This window comes from uncultured Vagococcus sp. (assembly GCF_963518325.1).
Lineage (GTDB): Bacteria > Bacillota > Bacilli > Lactobacillales > Vagococcaceae > Vagococcus_D.
Window position 1 is genome coordinate 47,068 of sequence record NZ_CAUQJB010000012.1, and the last position, 24,167, is coordinate 71,234.

The 24,167-nt window shown below is 40.6% G+C and carries 19 protein-coding genes and 1 other annotated feature; of the genes, 4 read left to right on the forward strand and 15 right to left on the reverse strand.

What is annotated here, in order from left to right; translation table 11 throughout:
• Positions 1–36 precede the first annotated feature (36 nt).
• The 9 genes from RWN13_RS11620 to RWN13_RS11660 form a co-directional block, all read right to left on the reverse strand.
• The gene (locus RWN13_RS11620) at positions 37–1,671 is read right to left on the reverse strand and encodes a peptide ABC transporter substrate-binding protein (protein WP_314063614.1); all 1,635 of its coding nucleotides are present in this window, start codon (positions 1,669–1,671) and stop codon (positions 37–39) included.
• Positions 1,672–1,701: 30 nt separating this feature from the next.
• A complete protein-coding gene (locus RWN13_RS11625; protein ID WP_314063616.1) occupies positions 1,702–2,778 on the reverse strand; it encodes a M20/M25/M40 family metallo-hydrolase in 1,077 nt (358 codons plus the stop codon).
• Between the two features lie 174 nt (positions 2,779–2,952).
• Positions 2,953–3,693, reverse strand: coding sequence for a glucosamine-6-phosphate deaminase (locus RWN13_RS11630; protein WP_314063619.1), 741 nt, complete (start codon positions 3,691–3,693; stop codon positions 2,953–2,955).
• 54 nt (positions 3,694–3,747) lie between these two features.
• Positions 3,748–5,577 carry a beta-glucoside-specific PTS transporter subunit IIABC gene (locus tag RWN13_RS11635; RefSeq protein WP_314063621.1) on the reverse strand — a complete coding sequence of 610 codons (1,830 nt, stop codon included), beginning with the start codon at positions 5,575–5,577 and terminating at the stop codon, positions 3,748–3,750.
• A gap of 107 nt (positions 5,578–5,684) precedes the next feature.
• Positions 5,685–6,512: a PRD domain-containing protein gene (locus RWN13_RS11640; RefSeq protein ID WP_314063623.1), complete on the reverse strand. Its 828-nt coding sequence runs from the start codon at positions 6,510–6,512 to the stop codon at positions 5,685–5,687.
• Between the two features lie 272 nt (positions 6,513–6,784).
• Positions 6,785–7,144, reverse strand: a complete 360-nt coding sequence (gene rplT / locus RWN13_RS11645) for a 50S ribosomal protein L20 (protein WP_314063625.1) — start codon at positions 7,142–7,144, stop codon at positions 6,785–6,787.
• Positions 7,145–7,255: 111 nt separating this feature from the next.
• Entirely contained in the window at positions 7,256–7,456 is a 201-nt protein-coding gene (gene rpmI / locus RWN13_RS11650) for a 50S ribosomal protein L35 (RefSeq protein WP_209531305.1), read from the reverse strand.
• 30 nt (positions 7,457–7,486) lie between these two features.
• Complete coding sequence (gene infC / locus RWN13_RS11655) at positions 7,487–8,011, reverse strand: translation initiation factor IF-3 (RefSeq protein WP_314063627.1); 525 nt, start codon at positions 8,009–8,011, stop codon at positions 7,487–7,489.
• A gap of 28 nt (positions 8,012–8,039) precedes the next feature.
• Positions 8,040–8,176: a sequence feature (ribosomal protein L20 leader region), on the reverse strand.
• 91 nt (positions 8,177–8,267) lie between these two features.
• Positions 8,268–9,248 (reverse strand): plasmid pRiA4b ORF-3 family protein, encoded by a 981-nt coding sequence (locus RWN13_RS11660; RefSeq protein ID WP_314063629.1) that lies wholly within the window; start codon positions 9,246–9,248, stop codon positions 8,268–8,270.
• Positions 9,249–9,452: 204 nt separating this feature from the next.
• Here RWN13_RS11660 and RWN13_RS11665 point away from each other — a divergent pair, with 204 nt between their 5' ends.
• Entirely contained in the window at positions 9,453–10,100 is a 648-nt protein-coding gene (locus RWN13_RS11665) for a pentapeptide repeat-containing protein (protein WP_314063631.1), read from the forward strand.
• Positions 10,101–10,256: 156 nt separating this feature from the next.
• On the opposite strand, the gene icd is transcribed toward RWN13_RS11665, so the two are convergent.
• The 6 genes from icd to rpsO form a co-directional block, all read right to left on the reverse strand.
• Positions 10,257–11,519: an NADP-dependent isocitrate dehydrogenase gene (gene icd / locus RWN13_RS11670; RefSeq protein ID WP_314063633.1), complete on the reverse strand. Its 1,263-nt coding sequence runs from the start codon at positions 11,517–11,519 to the stop codon at positions 10,257–10,259.
• The gene (locus tag RWN13_RS11675; protein ID WP_314063635.1) at positions 11,520–12,659 is read right to left on the reverse strand and encodes a citrate synthase; all 1,140 of its coding nucleotides are present in this window, start codon (positions 12,657–12,659) and stop codon (positions 11,520–11,522) included. It abuts the gene before it with no gap.
• A gap of 116 nt (positions 12,660–12,775) precedes the next feature.
• Complete coding sequence (gene acnA, locus RWN13_RS11680; RefSeq protein ID WP_314063636.1) at positions 12,776–15,478, reverse strand: aconitate hydratase AcnA; 2,703 nt, start codon at positions 15,476–15,478, stop codon at positions 12,776–12,778.
• Between the two features lie 185 nt (positions 15,479–15,663).
• Positions 15,664–18,174 carry a DEAD/DEAH box helicase family protein gene (locus RWN13_RS11685; protein WP_314063637.1) on the reverse strand — a complete coding sequence of 837 codons (2,511 nt, stop codon included), beginning with the start codon at positions 18,172–18,174 and terminating at the stop codon, positions 15,664–15,666.
• Between the two features lie 90 nt (positions 18,175–18,264).
• Complete coding sequence (gene pnp, locus RWN13_RS11690; RefSeq protein ID WP_314063640.1) at positions 18,265–20,388, reverse strand: polyribonucleotide nucleotidyltransferase; 2,124 nt, start codon at positions 20,386–20,388, stop codon at positions 18,265–18,267.
• Positions 20,389–20,590: 202 nt separating this feature from the next.
• The gene (rpsO, locus tag RWN13_RS11695; RefSeq protein WP_314063642.1) at positions 20,591–20,860 is read right to left on the reverse strand and encodes a 30S ribosomal protein S15; all 270 of its coding nucleotides are present in this window, start codon (positions 20,858–20,860) and stop codon (positions 20,591–20,593) included.
• Positions 20,861–21,223: 363 nt separating this feature from the next.
• On the opposite strand from rpsO, the gene RWN13_RS11700 reads away from it, so the two are divergent.
• The 3 genes from RWN13_RS11700 to def all read left to right on the forward strand — a co-directional run bounded on the left by RWN13_RS11700 (position 21,224) and on the right by def (position 24,135).
• On the forward strand, positions 21,224–21,934 hold the full coding sequence (locus RWN13_RS11700; protein ID WP_314063644.1) for an ABC transporter ATP-binding protein: 711 nt from the start codon (positions 21,224–21,226) through the stop codon (positions 21,932–21,934).
• Entirely contained in the window at positions 21,918–23,471 is a 1,554-nt protein-coding gene (locus tag RWN13_RS11705) for a putative ABC exporter domain-containing protein (protein WP_314063647.1), read from the forward strand. Before RWN13_RS11700 ends, RWN13_RS11705 begins: the two co-directional genes overlap by 17 nt.
• 100 nt (positions 23,472–23,571) lie before the next feature.
• Positions 23,572–24,135, forward strand: a complete 564-nt coding sequence (def, locus tag RWN13_RS11710) for a peptide deformylase (RefSeq protein ID WP_314063649.1) — start codon at positions 23,572–23,574, stop codon at positions 24,133–24,135.
• The last annotated feature ends 32 nt before the right edge of the window (positions 24,136–24,167 follow it).

A 24,167-nucleotide genomic window follows, 5' to 3' on the forward strand; every position in this document is an offset into this window, starting at 1 on the left:
CGCTGATTCCTTCATTAGCGTGGTGTTAACTTCTCCTTATTCTTTTAGAGACACATTTTTATAATACGGACTACCTAAGGAGCGGTATACAAGGTTCTCCACCTTAGGTTTAACCAAGTAACTTTCGCTACCTTGATACAACGGAGTAACTGGCGCCTCTTCTATCACTAACTTATGCGCATCCAATAACAAACTCCAGCGTTTTTCATTGTCATTCACAAACGTCGATGAGGCATCTTTTAATAACTTGGCATATGCTTCATTCTGCCAGTTTCCATAGTTTTGTGGCGTGCCTGAGTTAACTAGCTGTAAGAAATCATAAGGGTCTGCATAAGTGGCTGCCCAACCAGCTAAGACTACATCAAAGGTTCCTTTGCTCATGGCATCTAAACGATTATTAAATGGCACGTTGGAGATATTGACTTTTAGGCCTTCCAACTCACCTAATACACCCTGGACGTATTCTGCTAGTTTTTTAGCCGAGTCCGTGTCCGAAGCTAGCAAGGTAACTTCACCAGTTTCCATTTTCAATTCTTCTTTGGCTTTCGCCCAAAGTTCCTTGGCCTTGTCTGGATCTGTCGTTGTTAGTTTCCCCGATTCCTTGGCAAAATCTTGTCCCGTTTCAGGGTTGACAATGCCAGTGGGAACATACCCATTAATCGCTTTGGAACCATCTCCCAAGATACTCGTCACAATTTGTTGCGAATCGATCATCAGCGAAATTGCATTGCGGGCATTTTTATTAGCAAAAATTTTATTTTCAAAATTATACTGCAAATAAAAACTACTTGGGTATTCCCTAATGACTAAATCTTTATTTTCAGCTTCCTGTTGGGCGAACTCTCCTTTGACTTGAATCACATCCACTTCATCTGAATTATACAAATTCAAACTAGTGCCATTCTCCTTAATCACCTGAACTTCAACCGCTGCTAATTTTACTTCATTAGCTTTGCGGAATGTCTCGTTTTTTTCATAGTTCCAAGTTAAACCTGTACCATCCCACTCCGTTAACTGAAAAGCGCCGTTGTACAATACGCTATCACTATTGGTCCCATAATCCTTACCTGTGGCTTCCACAAACGTTTGATTTTGTGGATAGAAGGTTGGTTTGGCCAAAATAGAGGTCAAATAAGGAATTGGGTATTCCAAATTAATTTCCAGCGTATAATCATCTAAGGCTTTAACACCAAGCTCAGTTGGCTTTTTCTCACCCTTGACCACTTCATTATAATTCACAAATCCATCAAATAAATAAGCGTATTCGGAACCTGTGGTTGGATCAACTGTTCGTTGCCATGAGTAGACAAAGTCATGGGCCGTTACGTCATCGCCATTGCTCCATTTGCCACCTTCTTCAATCTCAATGGTATAGGTTTTCCCCTCATTTGTCGGTTGAACCACTTCCTTAGCCAACGCCGGCTGACTGCTGCTGTCATCTGCGAATTCATACAACCCTTCCATCACTTGACTAATAGCCGAAAAACTAACGACATCTGTGGCTTGAGAGATATCCATCGTCGGCAGTTCCGCCGTTTCCACCACTTTTAGTCGTTGCTCTGTCTGCCCTTTTTCCTTTGATTCTTTAGGTTTCTCTTGACTGCCGCATCCTGTCATTAAAGCCAAACTTGCCACCGCCATTAATCCTATCCCTAACTCTTTGATTGTCATCTTACAACTCCCTTTCATTTTTACCACTCTTTAGAAGCTAGCAATTGTCTCCTTATCTAACCTTTTAATTAACGCTACTGCCAATTCCCTTGCATGAACAAAATCCTCATAAGCACTATAACCATAATGGGTATGAGCGTATCGCACAGGAATGCCGATAACAATACAAGGCACGCCACGTTTCACCAGATTAATCACTGCCCCATTTGTACCTCCGCCTTTTCTAACAGAAGCTTGGACAGGAATATTTAGCTCCTTGCCTAACTCTAAAGCAAACTTTTGAAAACGTGGATTCGTGATCATCGAGACGTCAAAATGACGCAACATCGGCCCTTTCTTTAAAGCCGACTGAATCATATACGTCTCTTCAAAGGTATCATCCGCTGGGCACCCTTCAAAAACAATCGCAATATCCGGTTGAACATTCCGGGCCGCAACAGTGGCACCGCGTTCGCCCACTTCTTCCTGACTCGTCAGCGTAGCCACAACATTACTGTGACCATCCAAATCCACCACTTCTTTTAAGGTCTCCAACAAACAGGCACAACCAATCCGACAATCAAATGCCTTACCACTTAGAACATCTAATTCTGCTGAATAAGTAAAGGTCACCTCAGGAACAACTGGCGCTCCTATCTCAATTTTTAATACTTCCACTACTTCTTGAGCACTAGTCACACCTAAATCGATCACCATGTCTTCGATCAGCAACGGTTGATTCCGTTCTTTCTCTGACATAAAATGAGGCGGTTTACTGGCAATTATTCCTGTCAGGTACCGTCCTTCACTATTTTGAACTTTTACTCGATGTGCGGGAATATTGCTTGGTACCCAGCCTCCCAAAGGTAAAAACCGCAAGGTGCCATTTGGTTTAATAGCCTGTACAATAAACCCAACTTCATCCATATGGGCATCTAATAATATCGTTGGTTTTGTCTTGTCCTGAGCCTTTCCCTTCAAATAGACGTTGCGCATCTGATCTTCCGTAACTGTTCCAAAGTCTGCAGCATAGCTCCTCACGACCGTCACAACTTCGTCTTCAAAGCCTGACACACCATTAGCTTGTGATAACCTTTTAATCAAGTCAATCGACTCTGATTTACTCATCCTTTCCCTCCTCATTAAAATACTATTAGTCCAACTAATTAAATTCTCATAGTAGAGTTTAGTATACGTAAAACCAACAAAAAAATCAAGGGTATCTTTTAATGAAAAAGCTGTTATTACAGCCTTTTGTTCATAAAGGTAGAGCTATATGTATCCATTCTCAGTCGTGATCTATCACAAGTAATTGAGTGCCCTATATTCCTCTGACAACTCCGATGCAGCCTCACGATCTATAATGACAGTTAAATTAGGGTGTAGTTTTAAAATAGTTGCTGGCAAATCCAGCGAGATCTCGCCTTCGATAAATTGGCGCATAATCGCCGCTTTCTTTTGACCATTAGCGATTAAAATCAACTGCCCAGCAGCCATAATACTCTTAGGCCCCATAGTCACATAAAATTCAGGAATTTCCTCCTCATTCTGAAAATGAGGACTAATCCGCTTTTTCATTAAACTATCGCAATTGACTTTAGTTGTACCGTCATTAATCGTCGTCGTACCAGGCAAATTGCCACAATAGTGACCATCTACTCCAATTCCCAACAAGACTGCATCAAGCCCCCCTTCCTGTTGAATCCGTTCATCCTGTTTCTCATAATTTTGGTCATTTAACGGATGAATTTGACTTTCCTGAATAGCTGCCGGTTCAAAAAAAAGCTCTCTTAAGTCCGACATAGTAATCCCTTCACATTGCTGATGTTTATACGGAATTTCATCAAAATTGTAAAAATGGACATGACTAAAATGAGATTTCCCTTTGACTTCTGGAACCAAATAACGATAAACCTCTAAGGGTGTCGTTCCTGCAGTAATGGCTAAGTTAACTCGATTTTGTTTAGTCAATACATGACCTAGCACATGTTGCGATGCCACTTTCCCTAACTCTTCGTAACTCTCGGTAACAATCACTCTCATTTGTTTCTCCTTTTTCACTTTTATTTTTTTTGTCTCACAAAGACAAGTTATTAATTAAACAGTCATGGTCATAATTTTTTGTTTTTTGGTAATTTTCCCATTTGCCACTTCCAAAATAGTTGGATAGCTTTCGGCATTTGTCACAATAGTTATAACCGTTGAATCATAGCCAGCCGAGATAATTTTTTGCCGCTCAAACCTTAATAAGGGGTCACCAACTCTGACTTTTTGACCTTCCTCACACACTAACTGGAAATACTTCCCATCTAGCTTAACCGTGTCAACTCCAACGTGAATTAATATTTCGACCCCTTCATCAGAAATTAATCCTATGGCATGTTTCGTTTTAAAAATAGTATTAATTACGCCATTAACTGGCGAAACAATTTCGTTACTCGTGGGTCGAATCGCCATGCCTTTTCCCATAACACCACTGCTAAAAGTCTCATCGTTTACCTCACTCATCGGTACCAGATTACCTCCGACTGGACTAAAAATCCCTAACTGAGCTACGTCTTCCATCGTTGCCGCTTCCCCTTCTTTTAAGATCCTATTAAAAATAACGGTGATAACAACGGTTGAAAGAACCGTTATAGCAAACGCAATGAAAAAGCCAATAGACCCTTTCCCCATGTAGACAGGAATTGACAAGACACTTGGCATGGCAGGTGCATATCCTTTTGCCCCTAACATGGCACCGACTGCCCCTCCAATTCCACCTCCTAATGCTGCCCCAATAAAAGCTGAACGGTATTTAGTCAATACGCCATACAAAGCTGGTTCAGTAATCCCCAGAAAACCAGAGATAGTGGCCGATAAGGAAACTTGTTTCATTTTTTTGTCTTTAATAAATACGTACACTGCTAAAGCAGCCGAAGCCTGAGCCATCGTACTCATAAAGTTCATAGGTCCCATTGTAGAAAAACCATATGTGGCTATTTGCTGTTGAGTAATCGGTCGAATCGCATGATGCATACCCGTTAATACAAGGAATGGTCGACTAGCGCCAATCACAAAGCCGGCTAACCATGGCGAAACATCAATTAACCAACCAATCCCTATGGCGATATACTCGCCAATATAAAAACCAAGGGGGGCAATCCCAAAAAGCATGATTGGGATAACTATTAATAAGGTCAGTAAGGGGGTAAAAATAATCGTTACCATTGAGGGCATATGTTCTTCCGTAAACCGATACACATAACTCAATAGCCAAACTGACAAAATAATCGGAACAATTGAGCCACTATAGTTCAACAACGGAATTGAAAAAAGGGTTAAAAATTTGAAATTGCTCACTTCACCTACTTTTGCTACTTCCAAAATAGATGGGTACATCAATGCTCCTGCCAATGACAGTGCCATGTACTCATTGGTTTTAAAACGCTTGGCTGCACTGACCGCTAAAATAAAAGGAAAAAAGTAAAACATACAATCTGATGCAATATTCAGCAGATAATAAGTCCCCCCTTCGACGTCTATCCAAGAAAAAGTTGACAGTAAAAACAAAAAACCTTTTAACATCCCACCACCAACAATTGGAGCTAAACTCGGAACTAAAATTGCTGATAAAGTCTCGATTATCTGGGTCCCTAATGATTGTTTAACTGTCTCTTCTTCCACCTCCCCTCCCACTAACTTTGGTAACATATTCGCGACCTCATTATAAACTTTCCCGACCTTGCCCCCTATGATAATCTGGTACTGCCCTCCTTGATACTGACTCCCCATGACATCATCTAATTTTTCCAATTCATGTCTATCTACCTTTTCAGGTTTTTTTAATTGAAACCGCAAACGGGTTATACAATGAGTGACACTGTTAATATTAACTTCACCTCCCACTAATTTAATAATTTTCTCTGCCAATTTCTTGTTTTCCATCTTTTTCAGCTCCTTTTTATAAAATAAAAACCTAGAGAAAGACAGACTTAAATCGTCTCTTTCTCTAGGTTTTGCCGGCCAAATCGTAACGAATCCCATATTTTTATTTAGTTAATTAAACGATTAACATGTAAAATTAAATACAATTTTTCATCATCGGTTGTCTGCCACTCAAACTTTTTTTCAATAAAACGAGAAATTTTTTCGACACAATTACTCTCTTCTGGAAAACGTTCTTTCATGATAAAATAGACATCTTCATTGCCTAAATTGAGTGATTCATGATTTTTTTGCCGAATCAAATAATAGCGTATATGTGTTAAAAATCGTTGATAATTAACCGACTCTTCATCCATTTTAACCTGAAAGTGATACTTAACGATTGAATTAACCTGATTCATTGTTTCTGAAAATGCAAACGTATCACTCATCGTCTCATTTTTAAATTGACCATTAATAAAATATAGTGCGATAAATATTGCCTCGGATTTCGGCAAGCTCACCTTCAATTTTTCTTTGATCAAACGCAAGGCTTCCAAACCAATGGCCGTCTCCACTCGATACATTTGTTTAATTTCCCATTCAATGGGACTTTTAGTCACCATCCCCTTTTCGTAACGAATAATCGCAAAGTGCAAGTGATCCAACAACGCAATTAGCAAGTTTTCATTTAAAGACTTCTTCAGAATTTTTTCTCCATAGACAATAATTTCTTTTGCGACCTTTACTTCCATCGGATGTGAGTCACACAACAATTCGGCCATCCCTTCAATGTTAACACTATCGGATGGCACAAAAGTTTGTTCAATCAATTCCGATTTAACTGGGTCATTGGGATATACTTGAAACCCAATCCCCTTTCCCATTAAGATTAACTCCTGCTGGTTATTTCGAGCTAGTATGACATTGTTATTAAATCTTCTAGAAACAAGCATCCAACCACCTCCTAAAACACAAAATGACCTAAATACATCCGAAAGAAAACACATTTCTTTTAGACGTATTTAGGTCATGCCTGATTTAACAGTAACAAATCCTTTAATAAACCTTATGATAAACCATGGAGTAAGCGGTGTCAATATCATTATCGAAAAAAGTTCCTTTATCAAAATTCGTCGCTACGTCTTATCCAGGTACAACCTCATCTAACAAAAAATACCCACTCGATTGAGTGGGTTAAAACGTTGAGAAATCAACGTTAATTTAATTATTTAGCTAATGCATCTTTAGCTTGGTCAGCTAGTGCAGTAAATGCAGGAGCGTCGCTAATAGCTAATTCTGATAACATTTTGCGGTTGATGTCGATTTCAGCTAATTTCAAACCGTGCATCATTTTGCTGTAGCTTAAGCCGTTCATACGAGCAGCTGCGTTGATACGCGCAATCCATAATTTACGGAAATCACGTTTCTTTTGACGACGATCTCTATAAGCGTAGCTATAAGATTTCATCACTTGTTCTTTTGCTGTTTTAAATAATGTATGTTTTGAGCCATAGTAGCCTTTCGCTAACTTAAGCACCTTTTTACGACGTTGACGGGTTGTTGAACCACCTTTAACACGTGCCATGATAAATTCCTCCTTGAGTTCTGTTCATCATTTCGGAGTCTTCCTACGAAATGTTCTAATTGTAACGTTGTCTCACGTTAAAGCGAGAATGGATTCACTAAATGTTGCTGTTTATTTCAAGTAAGCTAACATTTGGCGTACGCGTTTGTAATCGCCTTTTGAAACCATGCTTGGTCGACGTAATTGACGACGTTGTTTCTTAGTTTTTCCGTGGAAACGGTGACTTGTAAATGCGCGGTATCGTTTTAATCCGCCACCACCTGTACGTTTTACACGTTTAGCTAGTCCGCGGTGTGTTTTTTGTTTTGGCATCTTAATTTCCTCCTCAGATCATCTTGCTTATTACTTATTATCGTTTTTTGGTGCTAACATTAGAAACATGCTTCTACCGTCCATTTTCGGACGCTGCTCGATGTCTGCGACATCTTTTGCTTCATCTGCAAATCTCATTAAGACATCCTGACCAATTTGTTTATGAGTAATTGCCCGGCCTCTGAAGCGGATTGACGCTTTAACCTTGTCACCTTTTTCAAGAAACTTACGTGCATGACGCAATTTTGTATTAAAATCGTTATCGTCAATTGTTGGACTTAATCTTACCTCTTTAACACTGATCACTTTTTGATTTTTACGAGCTTCACGAGTTTTCTTTTGTTGCTCGAAACGATGCTTTCCGTAGTCCATAATACGAGCTACTGGTGGTTTTGCTGTTGGCGCAACCACTACCAAATCTAATTGAGCGTCTTCGGCGATTTTCAAAGCTTCCGCCTTAGTTTTAACACCTAACTGTTCGCCTGTTTCTGAGATCAATCGTAGTTCACGTGCACGAATACCGTCGTTTACCATCATATCCTTTGCTATGGTCATTCACCTCTCTGTAATTATTCCGAGTTTTAAGGCAGAAAAAAAGAGTCTTTCTTTTCAAAGACCCCGCAAAAATTTCACAAAATAGCCAAGCTATTTTTGTAAAAAACTATCTGGCCCAGAGACATTGTCTGCTAAGGCGAGAAGCGGGTGCTTCTGCTTAATTCTCAACTTCACTAGTATATCAAGCTTTGCCACTTAAGTCAAGGTTTTCTGAAAAGAAAGACTAAAACTCTGAAAACTTTAGTCTTTCTCCCCCTTATACCTTAAGGCTCGCTAATCGTTGATTGATTTCTTTTAACGTCGAATGCCCCATTCTTCCGCTCATTCGGGAATCATCCAGAGGCGCATCATTAATGACTTTTACGCAATACATCTCCTGGGAATTGGTCCATTCTTTTTCTTCAATAATTTTTTCAAGAACAATTTCGTGAAACCAATCCTCACCAAAATCATACACATAGGCCATATCACTGAGGCTATCCATAGGCACTGAGGATAAAAGGACTTTTTCACTAGGTTTAATAGCCTCACTATCCAGGTTGCCAATACCACCTACAGAAGTCTGAAACAAATGCAAATGATTGTTTTCCCATTCAAATAGGTTTTGAATCACTAGATGAAAGGTTTCAAAGGTAATCGTATTTGGGACAACTACACGTCGCCAAATAGATGGTTTAAATCCTTCAATATCAATTCTAAACTGTAAGTATTGCTTAGGGACTGCCTGCTGACGAGTTGCACCAGGCATTTGAATCACATTGTTCTTTGATTTTGTTTTAGGAGCAGACGACTGACTCACCCCCGGATTGATTGTGAAATCCTCAAGGACTTCGGAAAAACCAGCCTCCATACTTTCAGATGCTTTAGCTAATTTCTTAAAGAAAGCATACATATTCATTTGGAAAAACAGTAGCATCTCCACATACTCTTCTTTATTCAATCGTTTTTCTGTATATAAAAAATCATAATATGACAGTAGACACACATATATTTCTGAGCCGAAATCAGGCTGTAAAAAGAACATCTCAGGAAAAATATCTAATAAGATACCTCGCATGACAGGTTTATTCGTAAATCCAATAAATCGACTATCACTCAAATCAATCAACATGTCATTTAAACTACTAATAACTTCTCGATGACACTCTTCATCTAAAATCATTTGCTCATCAATTAATCGATTCAGCTTCACTTTAAAATATTTTTGCTCTAATTTCTTTAATTCCTTGCTGTTCATCGCTTCCCCGCCTGTCTCTTTGTGATAATTGTAGTATATCATTTAACAAGCATTAACAATAGACACTTTATTAAGAAAAACTTGGACTTCTGCTCTTCTTTTAGACAAATTATGTTAAACTTGGTTAAGATAATTCTATTGACACAGGCCTTGGCTTGCTTAATTGTATCAAGAAGTATCTACTAGCTAAATGTGAGGTGCCCTATGAAAAAAATAAAAAAACCAATCCAACCTAAGCTATCACCAGCTACCCTTCTTCCCTTTACAGGCTATCTGGAAACAGAAGAACTAATCGTTAATCAGTTACTACAAGAACAAGATTTTTCTTATCAAGAAGCCCAATCCGTTGGTTTCCAGACCTGTCAAATCAGCAAAACCAACTTTAGTGGCTGTCAACTAACTAGTTTTGAAGCTCAGGACGTCCTATTCGACCATTGTGATTTTTCTAACGCTGTTATGATTGGTGGGTCATTTCACCGAGTGATTTTTAAAAATTGCAAATTAACTGGCACAAATTTTGCCGAATCTTTATTAAAAGACTGTCAGTTTATTGAGTGCATCAATGATTTTTCTTCTTATAGTTACGGCAATCTAAAAATGGTTCAGTTTCAAGATTGCTCTCTGAAAGATAGCGATTTACATGAAGTACGCTGGCAGCACCTGGAACTGACCAACTGTGTCCTAACAGGCTCCAGTTGGTTTAATACCGAGTTAACTGATCTCAATTTAGCCACTTGCCAGTTTGATAAAATAGCCCTATCCCAAGACTTGATTAAAGGACTAACAGTTAATCAAGAGCAAGCACTGATCATTGCGTTAGGCTTCGGCTTGATCATCGACGATCCGCTGTAACAAAGAGGCTGGGACAATAGTCCCAGCCTCCGATATTTTTACGAACATTATGCGATAGACGCGCTCCAAAAGTCTGCTCCGAGCAATCGAAAAAGCCGATTGTTCGGGTTCTTCGAGATTGCTCGGAGCAAAACGACTTTATGTCCCAGCTTGTTTTTACATATTAGCAATTAATAGATCAGCAAAACCAGAGCAACTAACTTTCTCTGCCCCCTCCATTAAGCGGGCGAAATCATACGTGACGGTTTTGTTTTCAATTGTTTTTTCTAAAGACTTGACGATCAAGTCGGCTGCTTCTTGCCAGCCAATGTGTTCTAACATCAACGTTCCCGACAAGATGACAGAAGATGGGTTAACCTTGTCTTGTCCTGCATATTTTGGTGCAGTGCCATGGGTGGCTTCAAAAATTGCATGTCCCGTTTGGTAATTAATATTCGCGCCTGGCGCAATCCCAATACCACCTACTTGAGCTGCCAAAGCGTCTGAAATATAGTCACCGTTTAAGTTCATAGTTGCCACGACATCAAATTCATCTGGACGTGTCAAAATTTGTTGTAGGAAAATATCGGCAATTGAATCTTTAATAATGATTTTTCCGGCTGCTTCCGCCTCTGCTTGAGCGTCATTAGCCGCCTCAGTTCCCTTACTTTCTTTCAAACGATCGTACTGATTCCACGTGAAAACTTGCTCCCCATATTCTTTTTCAGCCAGTTCATAGCCCCAGTTCTTAAAGGCACCTTCTGTGTATTTCATAATATTGCCTTTATGGACCAGTGTAACTGATGCTTTTTGATGCTCGATGGCATATTCAATGGCTGAACGAACTAAGCGATCGGTCCCTTCTTTTGAAATTGGCTTCACACCAATCCCGCTAGTTTCAGGGAAACGAATGCTTGTGACACCTAACTCGTTTTGTAAGAAAGCAATTAGTTTAGCCGCCTCTGGACTACCTTCAGCAAATTCAATGCCCGCATAGATATCTTCCGTATTTTCGCGGAAGATTACCATATCGGTTTTCTCTGGATGTTTAACTGGAGAAGGCACGCCATTAAAATAACGAACAGGTCGCAGGCAAACATATAAATCAAGTTCCTGACGCAAGGCCACATTTAAGGAACGAATCCCTCCGCCAATCGGGGTAGTTAAAGGCCCTTTAATGCCGATTAAGTACTCGGAAATCGTGTCTAAAGTGGCTTTTGGCAGCCATTCTCCTGTGGCTTTAAAGGCCTTTTCACCTGCCAATACTTCTAACCATTCAACTTGACGTTGACCGCCATACGCTTTTTCAATAGCGGCATCAAAGACACGCTGTGAAGCTTGCCAAATGTCAGGGCCAATGCCGTCCCCTTCAATAAATGGAATCACTGGTTTATCTGGTGTTACGACGTTGCCGTCTACCATGGTAATTTTATTTGTCACTTATATAACCTCCCGAGTATCGTTGCGTTCTTCAATTGGAATGTAAATCAAGCCTAATTCACCAACATAGTTAGAACGTGGGCGAATCAATCGACTATTATTTTTTTGTTCATAAGTATGAGCCAACCAGCCCGACACCCGACTCATAGCAAAAATCATCGTAAAGAGGTCCGAATCGATGCCTAAACAATGGTACACCGTTGCGGAATAAAAATCCACATTGGGAATTAAACCTTTTTTATCGCGAATAAAAGTTTCCACTTCCACGGAAATATCGTACCACTTCTCTTTATCTGTTCCCGCCGTCAATTCTTTTGCCATGGCTTTTAAATACTGTTGACGAGGATCCACTGTCGTATAGACCCGATGGCCAAAGCCCATGATTTTTTCCTTTGAATCTAATTTTTCTTGCAAGTATTCTTCCGTATTGCCATGTTCATCAATGGCATTTAACATTTCAAACACCCGCTCATTGGCGCCACCATGGAGAGACCCTTTTAAGGTTCCAATAGCCGTTGTAATCGTCGAATAAACATCCGTCAAAGTTGAAGCACAGACTCGAGCCGCAAAGGTTGAGGCGTTTAACTCATGATCGGCATGAAGAACCAAAGCCATATCCAAAATTTTAATTTCCGTTGCTGTCGGTTCACGACCATCCAACATATACAAAAAATTAGCCGTAAAGGACAGATCATTCCGCGGGGGAATTGGGTCCAATCCTTGACGCAAGCGAGAAAATGCTGCCACAATCGTGGGCATTTTGGCTTGTAATTTAATGTTTTGTTCATAGGTACTCTCATTATCCGTTAACTCGGCATCCTTATCAAAAACCCCCAGCAAAGAAACCGTGCTACGCAACACACTCATAGGATGAAGGTTCTCCCGACACTGAATCCGCAAACAGGTTTCTACTGCATCACCAATCTCCATATTATTTCTTAGATCCGCTGAGAAATCAGCGAGTTCATCAGCTGTCGGCAAGCGTAAGTGCCAAAGTAAGAAAATCACTTCTTCAAACGACGCCTCATTATCTACCAGTTCCTTGATTGTGTAACCAGCATAGGATAACGTTTCATCAATGATTGAACTAATCCTAGTGTCACAAGCAACCGTCCCTTCTAATCCACCTTTGAATTCCATCTGCTTCCTCTCCTCGTATAATATAATAGGCCTGATCCGTTGATGCTACTACATCAACGAATCATCCTTAAACTTGTTAGTGCTTCTATTTTGAACTAAAGTAAATCAACCTATCATTAGTGTGTAGCTTGCATTTTTTTGCGAATAACCATTGGCAAAATGCCTTGATGTTTGTAATAACGGATATCCGCTTCCGCATCGAATCGCACCACTGCTTTAAACGCCGTTACCTGTCCCTGATCATCAATGGCTCGAAGATTAATAACTTCTTTAATTCCCGCGTCTTTCGGCAAGTCAATCTCAATAGTTTCTGCTCCTGTTAGCCCCAAGCTATCAGCATCTTCTCCAGGCTGGAACTGCAATGGCAGAACTCCCATCATAACCAAATTAGAGCGGTGAATCCGTTCGTAACTCTTGGCAATGACTGCTTTCACTCCTAATAAACGAGCCCCTTTAGCTGCCCAGTCACGAGAAGAGCCCATCCCATAGTCATTTCCCGCTAAGACTACAGAGCCAACTTTTTGGTCTTGATAATTCATAGCCGCGTCGTAAATCGATTGAACCTCGCCAGTTGGCCAGAAAGTCGTATAACCCCCTTCTGTTCCTGCGGCAATTTGATTGCGAATTCGAATATTACCAAATGTTCCACGCATCATCACTTCATGATTCCCTCGTCGTGAGCCGTAAGAGTTAAAATCTTTTGGCGCCACACCTTCTTCTTGCAAGTAACTACCAGCTGGCGAACGCATCGCAATGGCCCCAGCTGGTGAGATATGATCCGTCGTCACAGAATCACCAAATTTTGCTAAGACCCGCAAGCCCTTTAACGCTTCAAGTTCCCCAGCTTCTTCACTCATTTCCTCAAAAAATGGCGGATTAGCAATATAGGTTGAATCCTCCTGCCAATCATAATTGGCCTCTGTTGTCGTTTCAATGGCATTCCATTCATCATTCGAAGTGAAAACACCGGCATAATATTCTTTGAATAATTCTGGTGTGACATAGTCTTTAATATAAGCTTTCACCTCATCATCGGCAGGCCAGATATCCGTCAAATAAACCTCTTGCCCTTCTTTGCCAATTCCCAAAGGTTCCTTGACTAAATCAACCATCAGATTTCCAGCTAAAGCATAAGCTACGACAAGTGGCGGTGAGGCTAAATAATTAGCCTTGACCAGTGGATGAATCCGACCTTCAAAGTTACGATTCCCACTTAAAACAGACCCCACAAGTAAGTCATTTTCCGTTATGGCATCTGATATTTCTTGTTTAAAGGGACCGGAATTTCCGATACACGTCGTACAGCCATAGCCGACCACATCAAACCCGAGTTTTGCTAAATCTGGTAAAAGACCGGCATCAGCCAAATAGCCAGTTACGACTTTCGACCCTGGTGCCAAGGAGGTTTTTACTGTCGGGCGAACACTTAAGCCTGCTTTGACAGCGTTTCTTGCTAATAAACCAGCTGACAACATCACAAAAGGATTAGAGGTATTGGTACAGCTGGTAATGGCCGCAATGGTAACATCACCTGTCCCTAAGTCAGTCGTCTCACCTTCAACAGTCAAACTAACCCGCTTATTCAACTCTTCAGCAGCTAAGCCAAACCCTTGATTACCTTCAGGCGCTGTTACGGCTTCTTTAAAACTGCCCTTCATCTCTGACAATGGAATTAAATCCTGAGGGCGTTTTGGCCCGGCTAAATTAGACTCCACTTCACTTAAATCCAATTCAATCACCGTTGTATACTCAGCTTCAACTGTCACATCATAAAATAAATCATTAGCTTTTAAGTAAGCTTCTGTCAAGCTAATCAGTTCTGACGAACGCCCCGTTAAACTCATGTAATTGAGAGTTTCCTGATCCACTGGGAAGAAGCCGCAAGTAGCACCATACTCCGGTGCCATATTGGCGATAGTCGCCCGATCTGCTAAGGTTAATTCCTGAATACCTCTGCCAAAAAACTCAACAAACTTGCCGACTACATTGGCCTGACGTAACACCTGGGTCACCTTTAAAGCCAAATCAGTGGCCGTTGCGCCCAATTGCAAACCATTGACTAACCGTACGCCGATAACTTCTGGTGTTGGAAAATAGGAAGGCTCTCCCAGCATGCTGGCTTCTGCTTCTATTCCCCCTACTCCCCAACCGAGAACCCCTAACCCATTAATCATAGTCGTATGAGAATCCGTCCCAACTAGACTATCTGGGTAAATCTGAGTTTCGCCAGCTATTTCTTTAGTCAGCACTACATCTGATAAATACTCGATATTCACTTGGTGAACAATCCCAGTGGCCGGTGGTACCACCTTGTAATTATCAAACGCGTGTTGGGCCCATTTTAAAAACTCATACCGTTCTTTGTTTCGTTCAAATTCAATTTTCATGTTAGCTTCCAAAGCCTCTGGACTACCGTAACGGTCCACTTGAACCGAATGATCGATAACTAGATCAACGGGAATTTCCGGATTAATCTGTTCTGCTCTACCACCTAATTTGACAACGGCTTCACGCATCGAAGCCAAATCTACTACTGCTGGCACCCCGGTAAAATCTTGTAAAATAACTCGTGACGGTTTAAACGGAATCTCACCACTACTTTGTGTCGGGTTCCAATTTGCTAATGAGCGAATATGCTCCTCTGTGATATCAATTTGATCTTCTTGACGAAGTAATGATTCCAATAAAATGCGAATCGTGTAAGGCACTTTGGCCAAGGTAACACCTAACTCATTAGCAATCGTTGCTAAGTGGAAATAAGTGTAAGGTTGTTGATTAATGACAATCCCCTTTTGACTTTTTTCACGAAATGTTTTCATTTCTTTTCACTACTCCTTTCGAAATTTAGGGCACTACCCCTAGTATTAAAGTCTAATAGAATTAGTATACACTTTTTAATTCTAATTGTAAATTAATGGTTTTATCATAATTATCATCAAACACTCATAAAGGTAGGTTAAAAAAAGAAGCACTCTCTTCATCGACAGCACTTCTTTCTTGTAGATTAAGTCGACCAAAGATTTTTTCGAACAACTTCTACTTTTTGTGTATTCAACTGTTTCAATTTTTGTTGAATTAAGACATATCGTCCATCTATATTTTTAGTGTAAACTAGCTCCCAATCGTGCTTCACTTGGTTTTCCCAATTTTTCTTAAAGACGGTGGCCAATTCTTTATTCTGGCCAAATAAAGTAGGAACAGGATAACACTCTTTATTACTTACCAATAGATAACGAGGCATTCCAATTCCTTGAAAAAGCTCCGTCATAGTCTGATTAAACACCAATTCTTCTTTTTTAATCGCCCCTTCTAAAGAGCAGCGAATAGTCGTTGGCGTTTCACTCACAACTACCTTGGACCGATTGTTTAGCATTTTCAATTCAATCATAGTTTCATAGACTGCCGTGGCAGCGATTCGCCATCTTTTAGCTTCTTTTTGCCACGCCCTTTCAGCTCGATATCCTTGCCATTTATCCCCAAGGTTTTGACTATGAGCCAGACCGGCTGCCAGCACCCCGCAAGAAAGAACGATTCCTACTGAAAACCCCGGCGCTAGCGCTAAACTAATAGGTAAGGCAATCAAAGAAACCCCAATGCCAAGAGTCAAGCTTGGCAAAGGCAGCGGACTCAAGCGCTTGTTTTTTATTGGCTTAGGCATCTGATTTTTAGGTTGCTCCAATGGCTTTGCCATAACCACTTGCCGCAAATGCTGTCCTTTGGCCAAAGCTTTTTGCCACTGTTTAGCTAAGGTCTCTTTCTGGCTGCTCCAGTAAAACATCTTGTCATTAAACCGCCCTATTTCCTGCTGATTTAGCATAAAAGGAAATTCAAAACGAGCCAGGCCATTCTCAATCAAACCATCCTTCTCGAAGGTCACGCCCACAACATGCTCCATGCGCCTATCCAACCCGACTAACCCTTGTTGTCTTGCCAGTTCCAGGTCGTTAAAAACCAAGCCTAAATGCCAGATAGAGGTTGCATTTTTCCCTAGGGAACTGCGCAAACTACGACCTCGCAGCTGCTGAGTTTGGACAAAGCCACTGCCTTGATTGCCGAGAATCAGGCAATTAATTGCCGGACAATCCCAGCCTTCGCCAAGGAGGGCCACAGTGCCTAACAGCACGTGCAGTTTTTTATCATTTAATAAAGTTGTGACTAATTGTAAACCCTGCTGCCGATTACTTTGCCTTAAACGAAACAGGAGATAGCCCTCACTTTCTGGATAACTCTCCCCGAAAAGTCCTAAGGATTCCTGAGATAGCTCTCTTGGTAAAACCAACCAATCCCCACAGATCGCCCCAATTTTCATCTCTGACTCACAGACTGTCCTTAAATAATTAAATAAGGAAAACAAACCAAATTCTTGCTGATTTTGATTGCTGATGGCCTCTTCTATAATAAAATCAACTAGAATAACCGCCGACAACCTGTGTTTATCATACTGAAATTCTCGCAAGAGTATTTGCGTAATCGCCTGTTTTTTGCCCAATGGATTTTTTTGTAAGCGACTGATTGGAAATGAAGGAAACAAAGTCACCCACTTTTCCTGACCACGCTTTTGATTAATCAATTGACTGATGGCCAGTTCGGGGGCTGAAACAGCCACATAATTAGCCAAGGTGTCCAGATGAGCCTTAGTTAAAGGTGGCACACCTATCTTCTCTCCGTGCTTCTTACTCACTCCCAGCAATTGCCAGTGATCCTCTGATAACTCGTAATTACAATGCCATAAAAAAACCAACCCACTTTGATAGACATCAAATGACTCATAAATTTCCCCTAAGACCGTCAGTGGCTCTTTAATAAAAGAACACTCTAGTAAATAAGCTTGCAACTGTTCATCCTTTAAGAGATCCTGAAAGAGACTTTCCTCCTCTTCTTCATAGGCCAAATAAGCCTCTTGTAAATCAGTTGCTGCCGAATATAAATAAACAAAATCTTGGTGGGGGACTAAGACCTTTTCCCTTACGAGGGCAGGTATGCTGATTTCGGCATCAATCGGCCCGCTAACGTCTAAATAACGAGCCCAATCCCCAGAGTCGCTTTCAAATGGAGGCGTCGCCGTTAGGGAAATAGTGACCACTTGTGGGTTGCTTTCTTTTAACTCTAAAACAGCCTCTGCCCAGCTCCGTTTAAGGTGATGAACTTCATCTAATACCAACGTGTCAAATGGCTGCAACATTTCCCTTGAGTTCAGCTGAAATAATTTTTGATAAGTGTCAACTGTCACTGAAGATGGCCTTGCCAAGTCAAAGGATACCACGGCTTTCTCTGAGCCTCCCTCAGACAAGTTGTTTAACCACTGACCCCATTGATTTTTCAAGGCCAATGAGGGCACGAGAATCAATGTTTTGCCAGCCAACAATCGGGCTAATTCGATTCCCAACAAGGTTTTACCCGAACCTGGAGGTGCTACTAGGTGAATTGAATGGTCTGCTTTTAACTCGTCAAATTGTGCCAGCAGTTCCTTTTGATAGTCACGCCAATGAATTGATTCAGTTGATATGCCACGCATCTTCTCACCTCCAACTTCTTTTTAATAGACTGACAGCTTCAGCCAAAAACAAAAAGGGCAGAGAAAAACCACTCTGCCCTTCATCATTAATTATTTTGATTCGCCAGCTTTTTCATCTGTCAACATTGCTTTGCGAGAGGCATTAACACGGCCCATTTTATCGATTTCAGTGACTTTAACTAAGACTTCGTCACCTAATTTCACCACATCTTCAACATTGGCAACACGCTCGTTAGCTAATTGAGAGATATGAACTAAGGCGTCCTTACCTTTAATCAGATTAACAAATGCTCCGAATTTTTCAACACGAACCACTTTTCCTAAATAAACTTCGCCGACAACGACTTCTTTAGTCAACTCTTCAATGATTGAGATAGCTTTCTTAATCATCGCTGCATCGGCAGAGGCAATACTAACATTACCGTCTTGATCGATATCAATTTTAACCCCAGTTTCATCGATAATACCGTTAATAGTGTCGCCACCTTTACCGATAACATCTTTGATTTTTTCAGGTTTAATTTGAATCATTTCAATCTTCGGTGCATATTCGCTTAACTCTTCACGAGGTGCCGCAATTGTGGCAGTCAAGACGTCTAGGATTTCCATCCGCGCTTTTTTGGCTTGAGTTAAAGCTTCCGTTAAGATTTGTTCCGTGATACCTTCAATTTTAATATCCATTTGCAAGGCGGTAATCCCATCTTTAGTTCCAGCCACTTTAAAGTCCATGTCTCCCAGATGGTCTTCCAACCCTTGAATATCAGTTAAAATCGTATAGTTATCGCCATCCATCACCAGACCCATGGCAATCCCCGCAACGGGTGCTTTAATCGGCACACCGGCATCCATTAAAGCTAAGATCCCCCCACAGATACTCGCTTGAGAAGAAGAACCATTTGATTCAAGTACTTCTGACACCACACGAATCATGTAAGGAAACTCTTCTTCAGAAGGAATCACTTGTGCCATCGCACGTTCACCTAGAGCACCGTGACCAATCTCACGACGGCCAGGACCACGAGAAGGACCTGTTGACCCCACTGAGAATTGTGGGAAATTATAATGATGAATAAATCGTTTGCTGTCTTCTAAGCCTAAGCCATCAATAATTTGATGCTCGCCAAGAGGTGCTAATGTCACCACAGACAAGGCTTGGGTTTGACCACGAGTGAAGAGACCAGAACCATGAACACGTGGTAAAATGCCGACTTCACCTTCAAGTTGACGTAATTCATCGACTTTACGACCATCAGGACGAATCTTATCAATCGTAATTAAACGACGAACTTCATTCTTTTCCATGTCTTCTAATATTTGACGAACTTCTTTTAATTTCTTAGCAGCATCTGCATCTGCCGCTAATTTTTCTGTGTATAACTCAGTGATTTCAGCTTTTAAGGCCTCGATGTTTTCTTCACGGGCTAATTTTTCTTCAGTTTGAATCGCCGCAACCATCTTCGCTTTATACGCATCGTTGATTTCTGTTTCCAAATCTTCTGAGACTTGTAACAAGATGATTTCCATTTTTTCTTTGCCGACTTCTGCCGCAATTTTTTCTTGGAAAGCCACTAATTCTTTGATCGCAGCATGTCCGAATAATAACGCCCCAAGCATATCTTCTTCAGATACTTCTTTAGCGCCACTTTCCACCATGTTGATGGCATCTTTAGTGCCGGCTACAGTCAATTCAATGTCTGACAGTTCAGCTTGTTCAATTGTTGGGTTTAAGACATATTCGCCGTTAACACGACCAACGTTCACCCCAGCAATAGGACCGTTGAATGGAATATCAGAGATAGATAAGGCTAACGATGAGCCTAGCATGGCAGACATTTCAGGTGTGCAATCTTGTTCCACACTCATGACCACGTTAGTGATTTGCACGTCGTTACGGAAGCCTTCCGCAAACATCGGACGAATTGGACGGTCGATTAAACGAGCGGTTAAGGTTGCACGTTCGCTTGGGCGTGCTTCACGCTTAATAAAGCCACCAGGAATTTTACCTACTGCATACATTTTTTCATCATAGTTGACGGTTAATGGAAAAAAATCCACGTCTTTTGGTGCTTTAGAGCCTACTGCTGCGGTTAAGACAACCGTGTCTCCATAACGCACTAATACGGAGCCATTTGCTTGTTTTGCTAAATGACCCACTTCAACTGATAGCGGACGTCCGCCCCAATCCATTGAGAATACTTTTTTTTCTGAACTCATCTTTTGCTCCTTTTCTTTTCGAAAAACGTGAGTGGGCTACTAAACAAATGTCAACACCCAACAATGGCCTTGTTGACAGCTCTCATTTGCATAGTAGTATCACTAAACACGATTTCGAAACTTCAATTTTTTTACATACTTCAATACTAAAAGAAAGCGAGATCCATAACGAACCTCACTTTCTTAAATATGTCCAATTTGATTAACGACGTAATCCTAGACGTTGGATTAATTCGCGGTAACGAGCAACATCGTTGTTACGTAAGTAAGCTAACAAGTTACGACGGTGTCCAACTTTTTTCATTAAACCACGGTAAGAATGGTGATCTTTCTTGTGTAGTTTAGAGTGATCGTTTAAGTGATTGATTTCAGCAGTTAAAACTGCAATCTGTACTTCTGGCGAACCAGTATCTCCTTCGTGACGAGCATACTCTTTAATGATTTCGTTTTTCTTTTCTTTTGACATTGACATGCGTGTTCCACCTCTTCCTGATAAATTCATCCCATAACTGAGTAGGCCGTAGGTGACTCGACGAACCAAGTAATAGGCGGTACAATCTAATAATCGTACAATATTACTTTACCTGAATAACCAGTTAAATGCAAGCAGTTTCTGCCTTACTTTTATGAAAATAACAAGCTTGCCCAACCTTTCAACCAAAATTAAACCGTTCGGGAGAAATATTCAACCATTTAAGCAAAATTCACTTATCTACTTTGTTCCTTTGATAGGTTTAAGTCAGCCGCACTTGCGGACTGATCAGAAGGTTACGCCACTTACTGTTTTGACCTACAAAACATGAGTTGAGACTGACCCATCAGAGGAGGAATAAGAATGATTGAAGTAACAAATTTAACAAAAGATTACGGTAAAGGCGTTGGTGCAACTGATGTTAATTTAATCGCAAAACCAGGAGAAATCACTGTTTTATTAGGCGCCAATGGGGCTGGTAAGTCAACCACCATCAAAAGTATCATCGGACTCCTTAAGTACTCAGGCGATATTCAAATTTGCGGGCACCCCAATTTAAGCATTGAAGCAAAAAAATCCTTTGGTTACATTCCTGAAACTCCAGTCTTATACGACTTATTAACAATCGATGAGCATGTGGACTTTATTGGCAATGCCTACAATATCTCCGACTATCAAAGAGAAGCCACAAAATTTCTAACACTCTTTAAACTGCTGGACAAACGCCAGTCAATTGCCAAAGAGTTATCAAAAGGCATGCGCCAAAAATTATCCATGACTTTGGCATTGATGGTTCGCCCTAAAGCCCTTTTAGTTGACGAACCTATGATGGGATTGGATCCCAATAGCATTCAAGACACACTGGATATTTTAGAGGGCATGAAGCATCAAGGCGTCAGTATTTTGATGAGCACGCATATTATCGATATGTTAAACGACGTCTGGGATCGAGCCTATATCATGAAAAAAGGTCGGGTTTTACAGGAAGTCACTCGCACATCTCTAGGAAACCAAAGTCTCAAAGAACTCTTTTTCACCTTAAACGAGGAGGAGCAAGATGAAACAGCTAATTAAATTAAATATGACTAAGAAAAAAGCCAAAATTCGCGATTTATTTAAAAGTCCTCTTTCTGCTATTTTTATGATTCTGATGATTGGCGGCACTGCTTTTTCAATCTTACCTGTTTTTTTTAGCAAACAAGCTCGATTAGCAGAAGACATGTTTTCTGTCTATACCTTATTAGTCATCGGTTTTTCTTTTGGCTTAGTTGTGATGATTTTGCTTCAGAAGAGAATGTCCCTCTTTTTTGAAGAAGATTCCTACTATATGTTTATTGGCCCTTTTAACAATCGCCAAATTTTAGGATACGCCGCTTTCGACAGTCTATTACAAAGTCTGTTAACTGGTCTCTTCTGTGGGTTATTACCCGTTCTTTTTTTAATGTCTGTTGGCAAGTTCACATTATTACAATTGTTAACTGCCTGCCTTAGCTCCATCTTACTGATCAATGCCTTTATGACACTCTTACAAATCACTTATGTTAAAGAACTCATTAGCCAGCAAAAGAGTCGCCGAAATCAACTCCTTGGCCTAGTTTCACTACTAGTCGTGGCAGCCTTTATCGCCTATAACATATTTGTCGCTCATTTTGATGTCAGAGCAGGTTTATTAGCCTTTATTACCAGTAAAAATTTTTATTGGGTTCCCCTTATTGGTTGGGCAAAGCTGGCGATTAACAGCTCTTTCGCTCCTGACTACCTTGGCTTATTTATTGGGCTTGGACTACCACTTCTAACTAACGGCTTACTAATTGGTTATTTTACCCGTATCCAAGGAAACTTCTATGAGCAAGCCATGATCGATGCGGTTGATTACACGGACTACTACAAAAAAGCCTTGGCTGGTAAAGATACTTCTCAGCCTAAGCAACTTCAAAATGTGACGATTCGCTACAAACAAAAAGAAGGGGCTTTATTGTCTAAAAATTGGTTAATCCTTTTAAAATCACGACAATTTTTAACGAAAGGCGAACTAATTCCTCTCTTCGCTGGACTGGTCTTTTGTTTTAGTCTGAAACCTAATTTTTATCTTTACACAGGGCTGCTAGTTTTCTACTTAATCAATACTGTTAGTTCTTCCAGCATAACAGAAGAGCTAAAAAGCAACTATATTTATTTAATCCCAGGTCACCCATTAAAGAAACTCTTAAACATCCTAGTAATACCTTTTGGCAAGACGTTACTTTTTTGTTTCTTATTTTTATTACCTGGCGCCCTTTTCTTAAAAGCCTCTCTGACAACCTTTTTATTGACCTTTATATTACTAGCCTCCCTTATCGCTGTTTTCCATTCTGCCAATGTGGCAGCACTACGATTAGTGAAAAGTCGCAGTAATATTATGTTGGAAAGTGCCTTGCGAATGTTGGTCATTGGCGCTTCACTGATTCCTAGCGCTCTTATCACCTTAGGATTTTACGCTTTGACAGGAAATATCAATACAAGTCTGATCCTGTTAGTTCCAGTAATCACCCTCATAAATCTCTTATTAACAAGTGGCATTTTTTACTTGTGTCAAGGAATGATGAATGGCAATGCCTATACCGCTGATTAAGACCTTTTAACGTCTAAAACTACCTGAGAGCAAATCTATCTTTTTACGTTCTCCATGTGTTATAATATACTGATGAAAATGCACAAGGAGTGAGAGTTTAATGATTACAATGGACGATATCATCCGTGAGGGACACCCTACTTTGCGACAAGTTGCTGAAGAAGTGGTCCTGCCTCTAACTGAAGAAGAACGCCAATTAGGCGACGAGATGTTAACTTTTTTAAAAAACAGCCAAGACCCTGAACTAGCCGAAAAATATGAGTTGCGAGGTGGCGTTGGTCTAGCAGCCCCACAATTAGACGTATCAAAACGCATCGTAGCCTTACATGTCCCTAGCAATGACCCTGAAGTATCAGAACCATCTTTAAGCACTGTCATGGTTAACCCTAAAATAATCAGCCATTCTGTACAAGACGCTTGCCTAAAAGACGGCGAAGGTTGTCTGTCAGTCGACCGTGATGTACCTGGTTATGTGGTTCGCCACTTACGAGTAACCGTCTCTTACTTTGACATAGACGGCAACCCTCACAAGGTTAAACTAAAGGACTACGAAGCCATCGTCATCCAACATGAAATTGACCACATTAACGGGGTTATGTTCTTTGATCACATCAATGAAACAAATCCATATGCCGTTAAAAATGACGTTATTATTATTGAATAAAAAACCAGTCTTGGACTTCCAAGACTGGTTTT

Excerpts from the sequence above, each read along its gene's own strand:
- RWN13_RS11675 (WP_314063635.1), bottom strand. The coding sequence starts at position 12,659 with ATGGAATTCAAAGGTGGATTAGAAGGGACGGTTGCTTGTGACACTAGG.
- RWN13_RS11625 (WP_314063616.1), bottom strand. The coding sequence starts at position 2,778 with ATGAGTAAATCAGAGTCGATTGACTTGATTAAAAGGTTATCACAAGCT.
- RWN13_RS11660 (WP_314063629.1), bottom strand. The coding sequence starts at position 9,248 with ATGAACAGCAAGGAATTAAAGAAATTAGAGCAAAAATATTTTAAAGTG.
- rpmI (WP_209531305.1), bottom strand. The coding sequence starts at position 7,456 with ATGCCAAAACAAAAAACACACCGCGGACTAGCTAAACGTGTAAAACGT.
- pnp (WP_314063640.1), bottom strand. The coding sequence starts at position 20,388 with ATGAGTTCAGAAAAAAAAGTATTCTCAATGGATTGGGGCGGACGTCCG.
- RWN13_RS11685 (WP_314063637.1), bottom strand. The coding sequence starts at position 18,174 with ATGCGTGGCATATCAACTGAATCAATTCATTGGCGTGACTATCAAAAG.
- RWN13_RS11635 (WP_314063621.1), bottom strand. The coding sequence starts at position 5,577 with ATGGAAAACAAGAAATTGGCAGAGAAAATTATTAAATTAGTGGGAGGT.
- infC (WP_314063627.1), bottom strand. The coding sequence starts at position 8,011 with ATGACCATAGCAAAGGATATGATGGTAAACGACGGTATTCGTGCACGT.
- RWN13_RS11665 (WP_314063631.1), top strand. The coding sequence starts at position 9,453 with ATGAAAAAAATAAAAAAACCAATCCAACCTAAGCTATCACCAGCTACC.
- RWN13_RS11705 (WP_314063647.1), top strand. The coding sequence starts at position 21,918 with ATGAAACAGCTAATTAAATTAAATATGACTAAGAAAAAAGCCAAAATT.
- RWN13_RS11700 (WP_314063644.1), top strand. The coding sequence starts at position 21,224 with ATGATTGAAGTAACAAATTTAACAAAAGATTACGGTAAAGGCGTTGGT.
- rplT (WP_314063625.1), bottom strand. The coding sequence starts at position 7,144 with ATGGCACGTGTTAAAGGTGGTTCAACAACCCGTCAACGTCGTAAAAAG.
- acnA (WP_314063636.1), bottom strand. The coding sequence starts at position 15,478 with ATGAAAACATTTCGTGAAAAAAGTCAAAAGGGGATTGTCATTAATCAA.
- def (WP_314063649.1), top strand. The coding sequence starts at position 23,572 with ATGATTACAATGGACGATATCATCCGTGAGGGACACCCTACTTTGCGA.
- rpsO (WP_314063642.1), bottom strand. The coding sequence starts at position 20,860 with ATGTCAATGTCAAAAGAAAAGAAAAACGAAATCATTAAAGAGTATGCT.
- RWN13_RS11640 (WP_314063623.1), bottom strand. The coding sequence starts at position 6,512 with ATGCTTGTTTCTAGAAGATTTAATAACAATGTCATACTAGCTCGAAAT.
- RWN13_RS11630 (WP_314063619.1), bottom strand. The coding sequence starts at position 3,693 with ATGAGAGTGATTGTTACCGAGAGTTACGAAGAGTTAGGGAAAGTGGCA.
- RWN13_RS11620 (WP_314063614.1), bottom strand. The coding sequence starts at position 1,671 with ATGACAATCAAAGAGTTAGGGATAGGATTAATGGCGGTGGCAAGTTTG.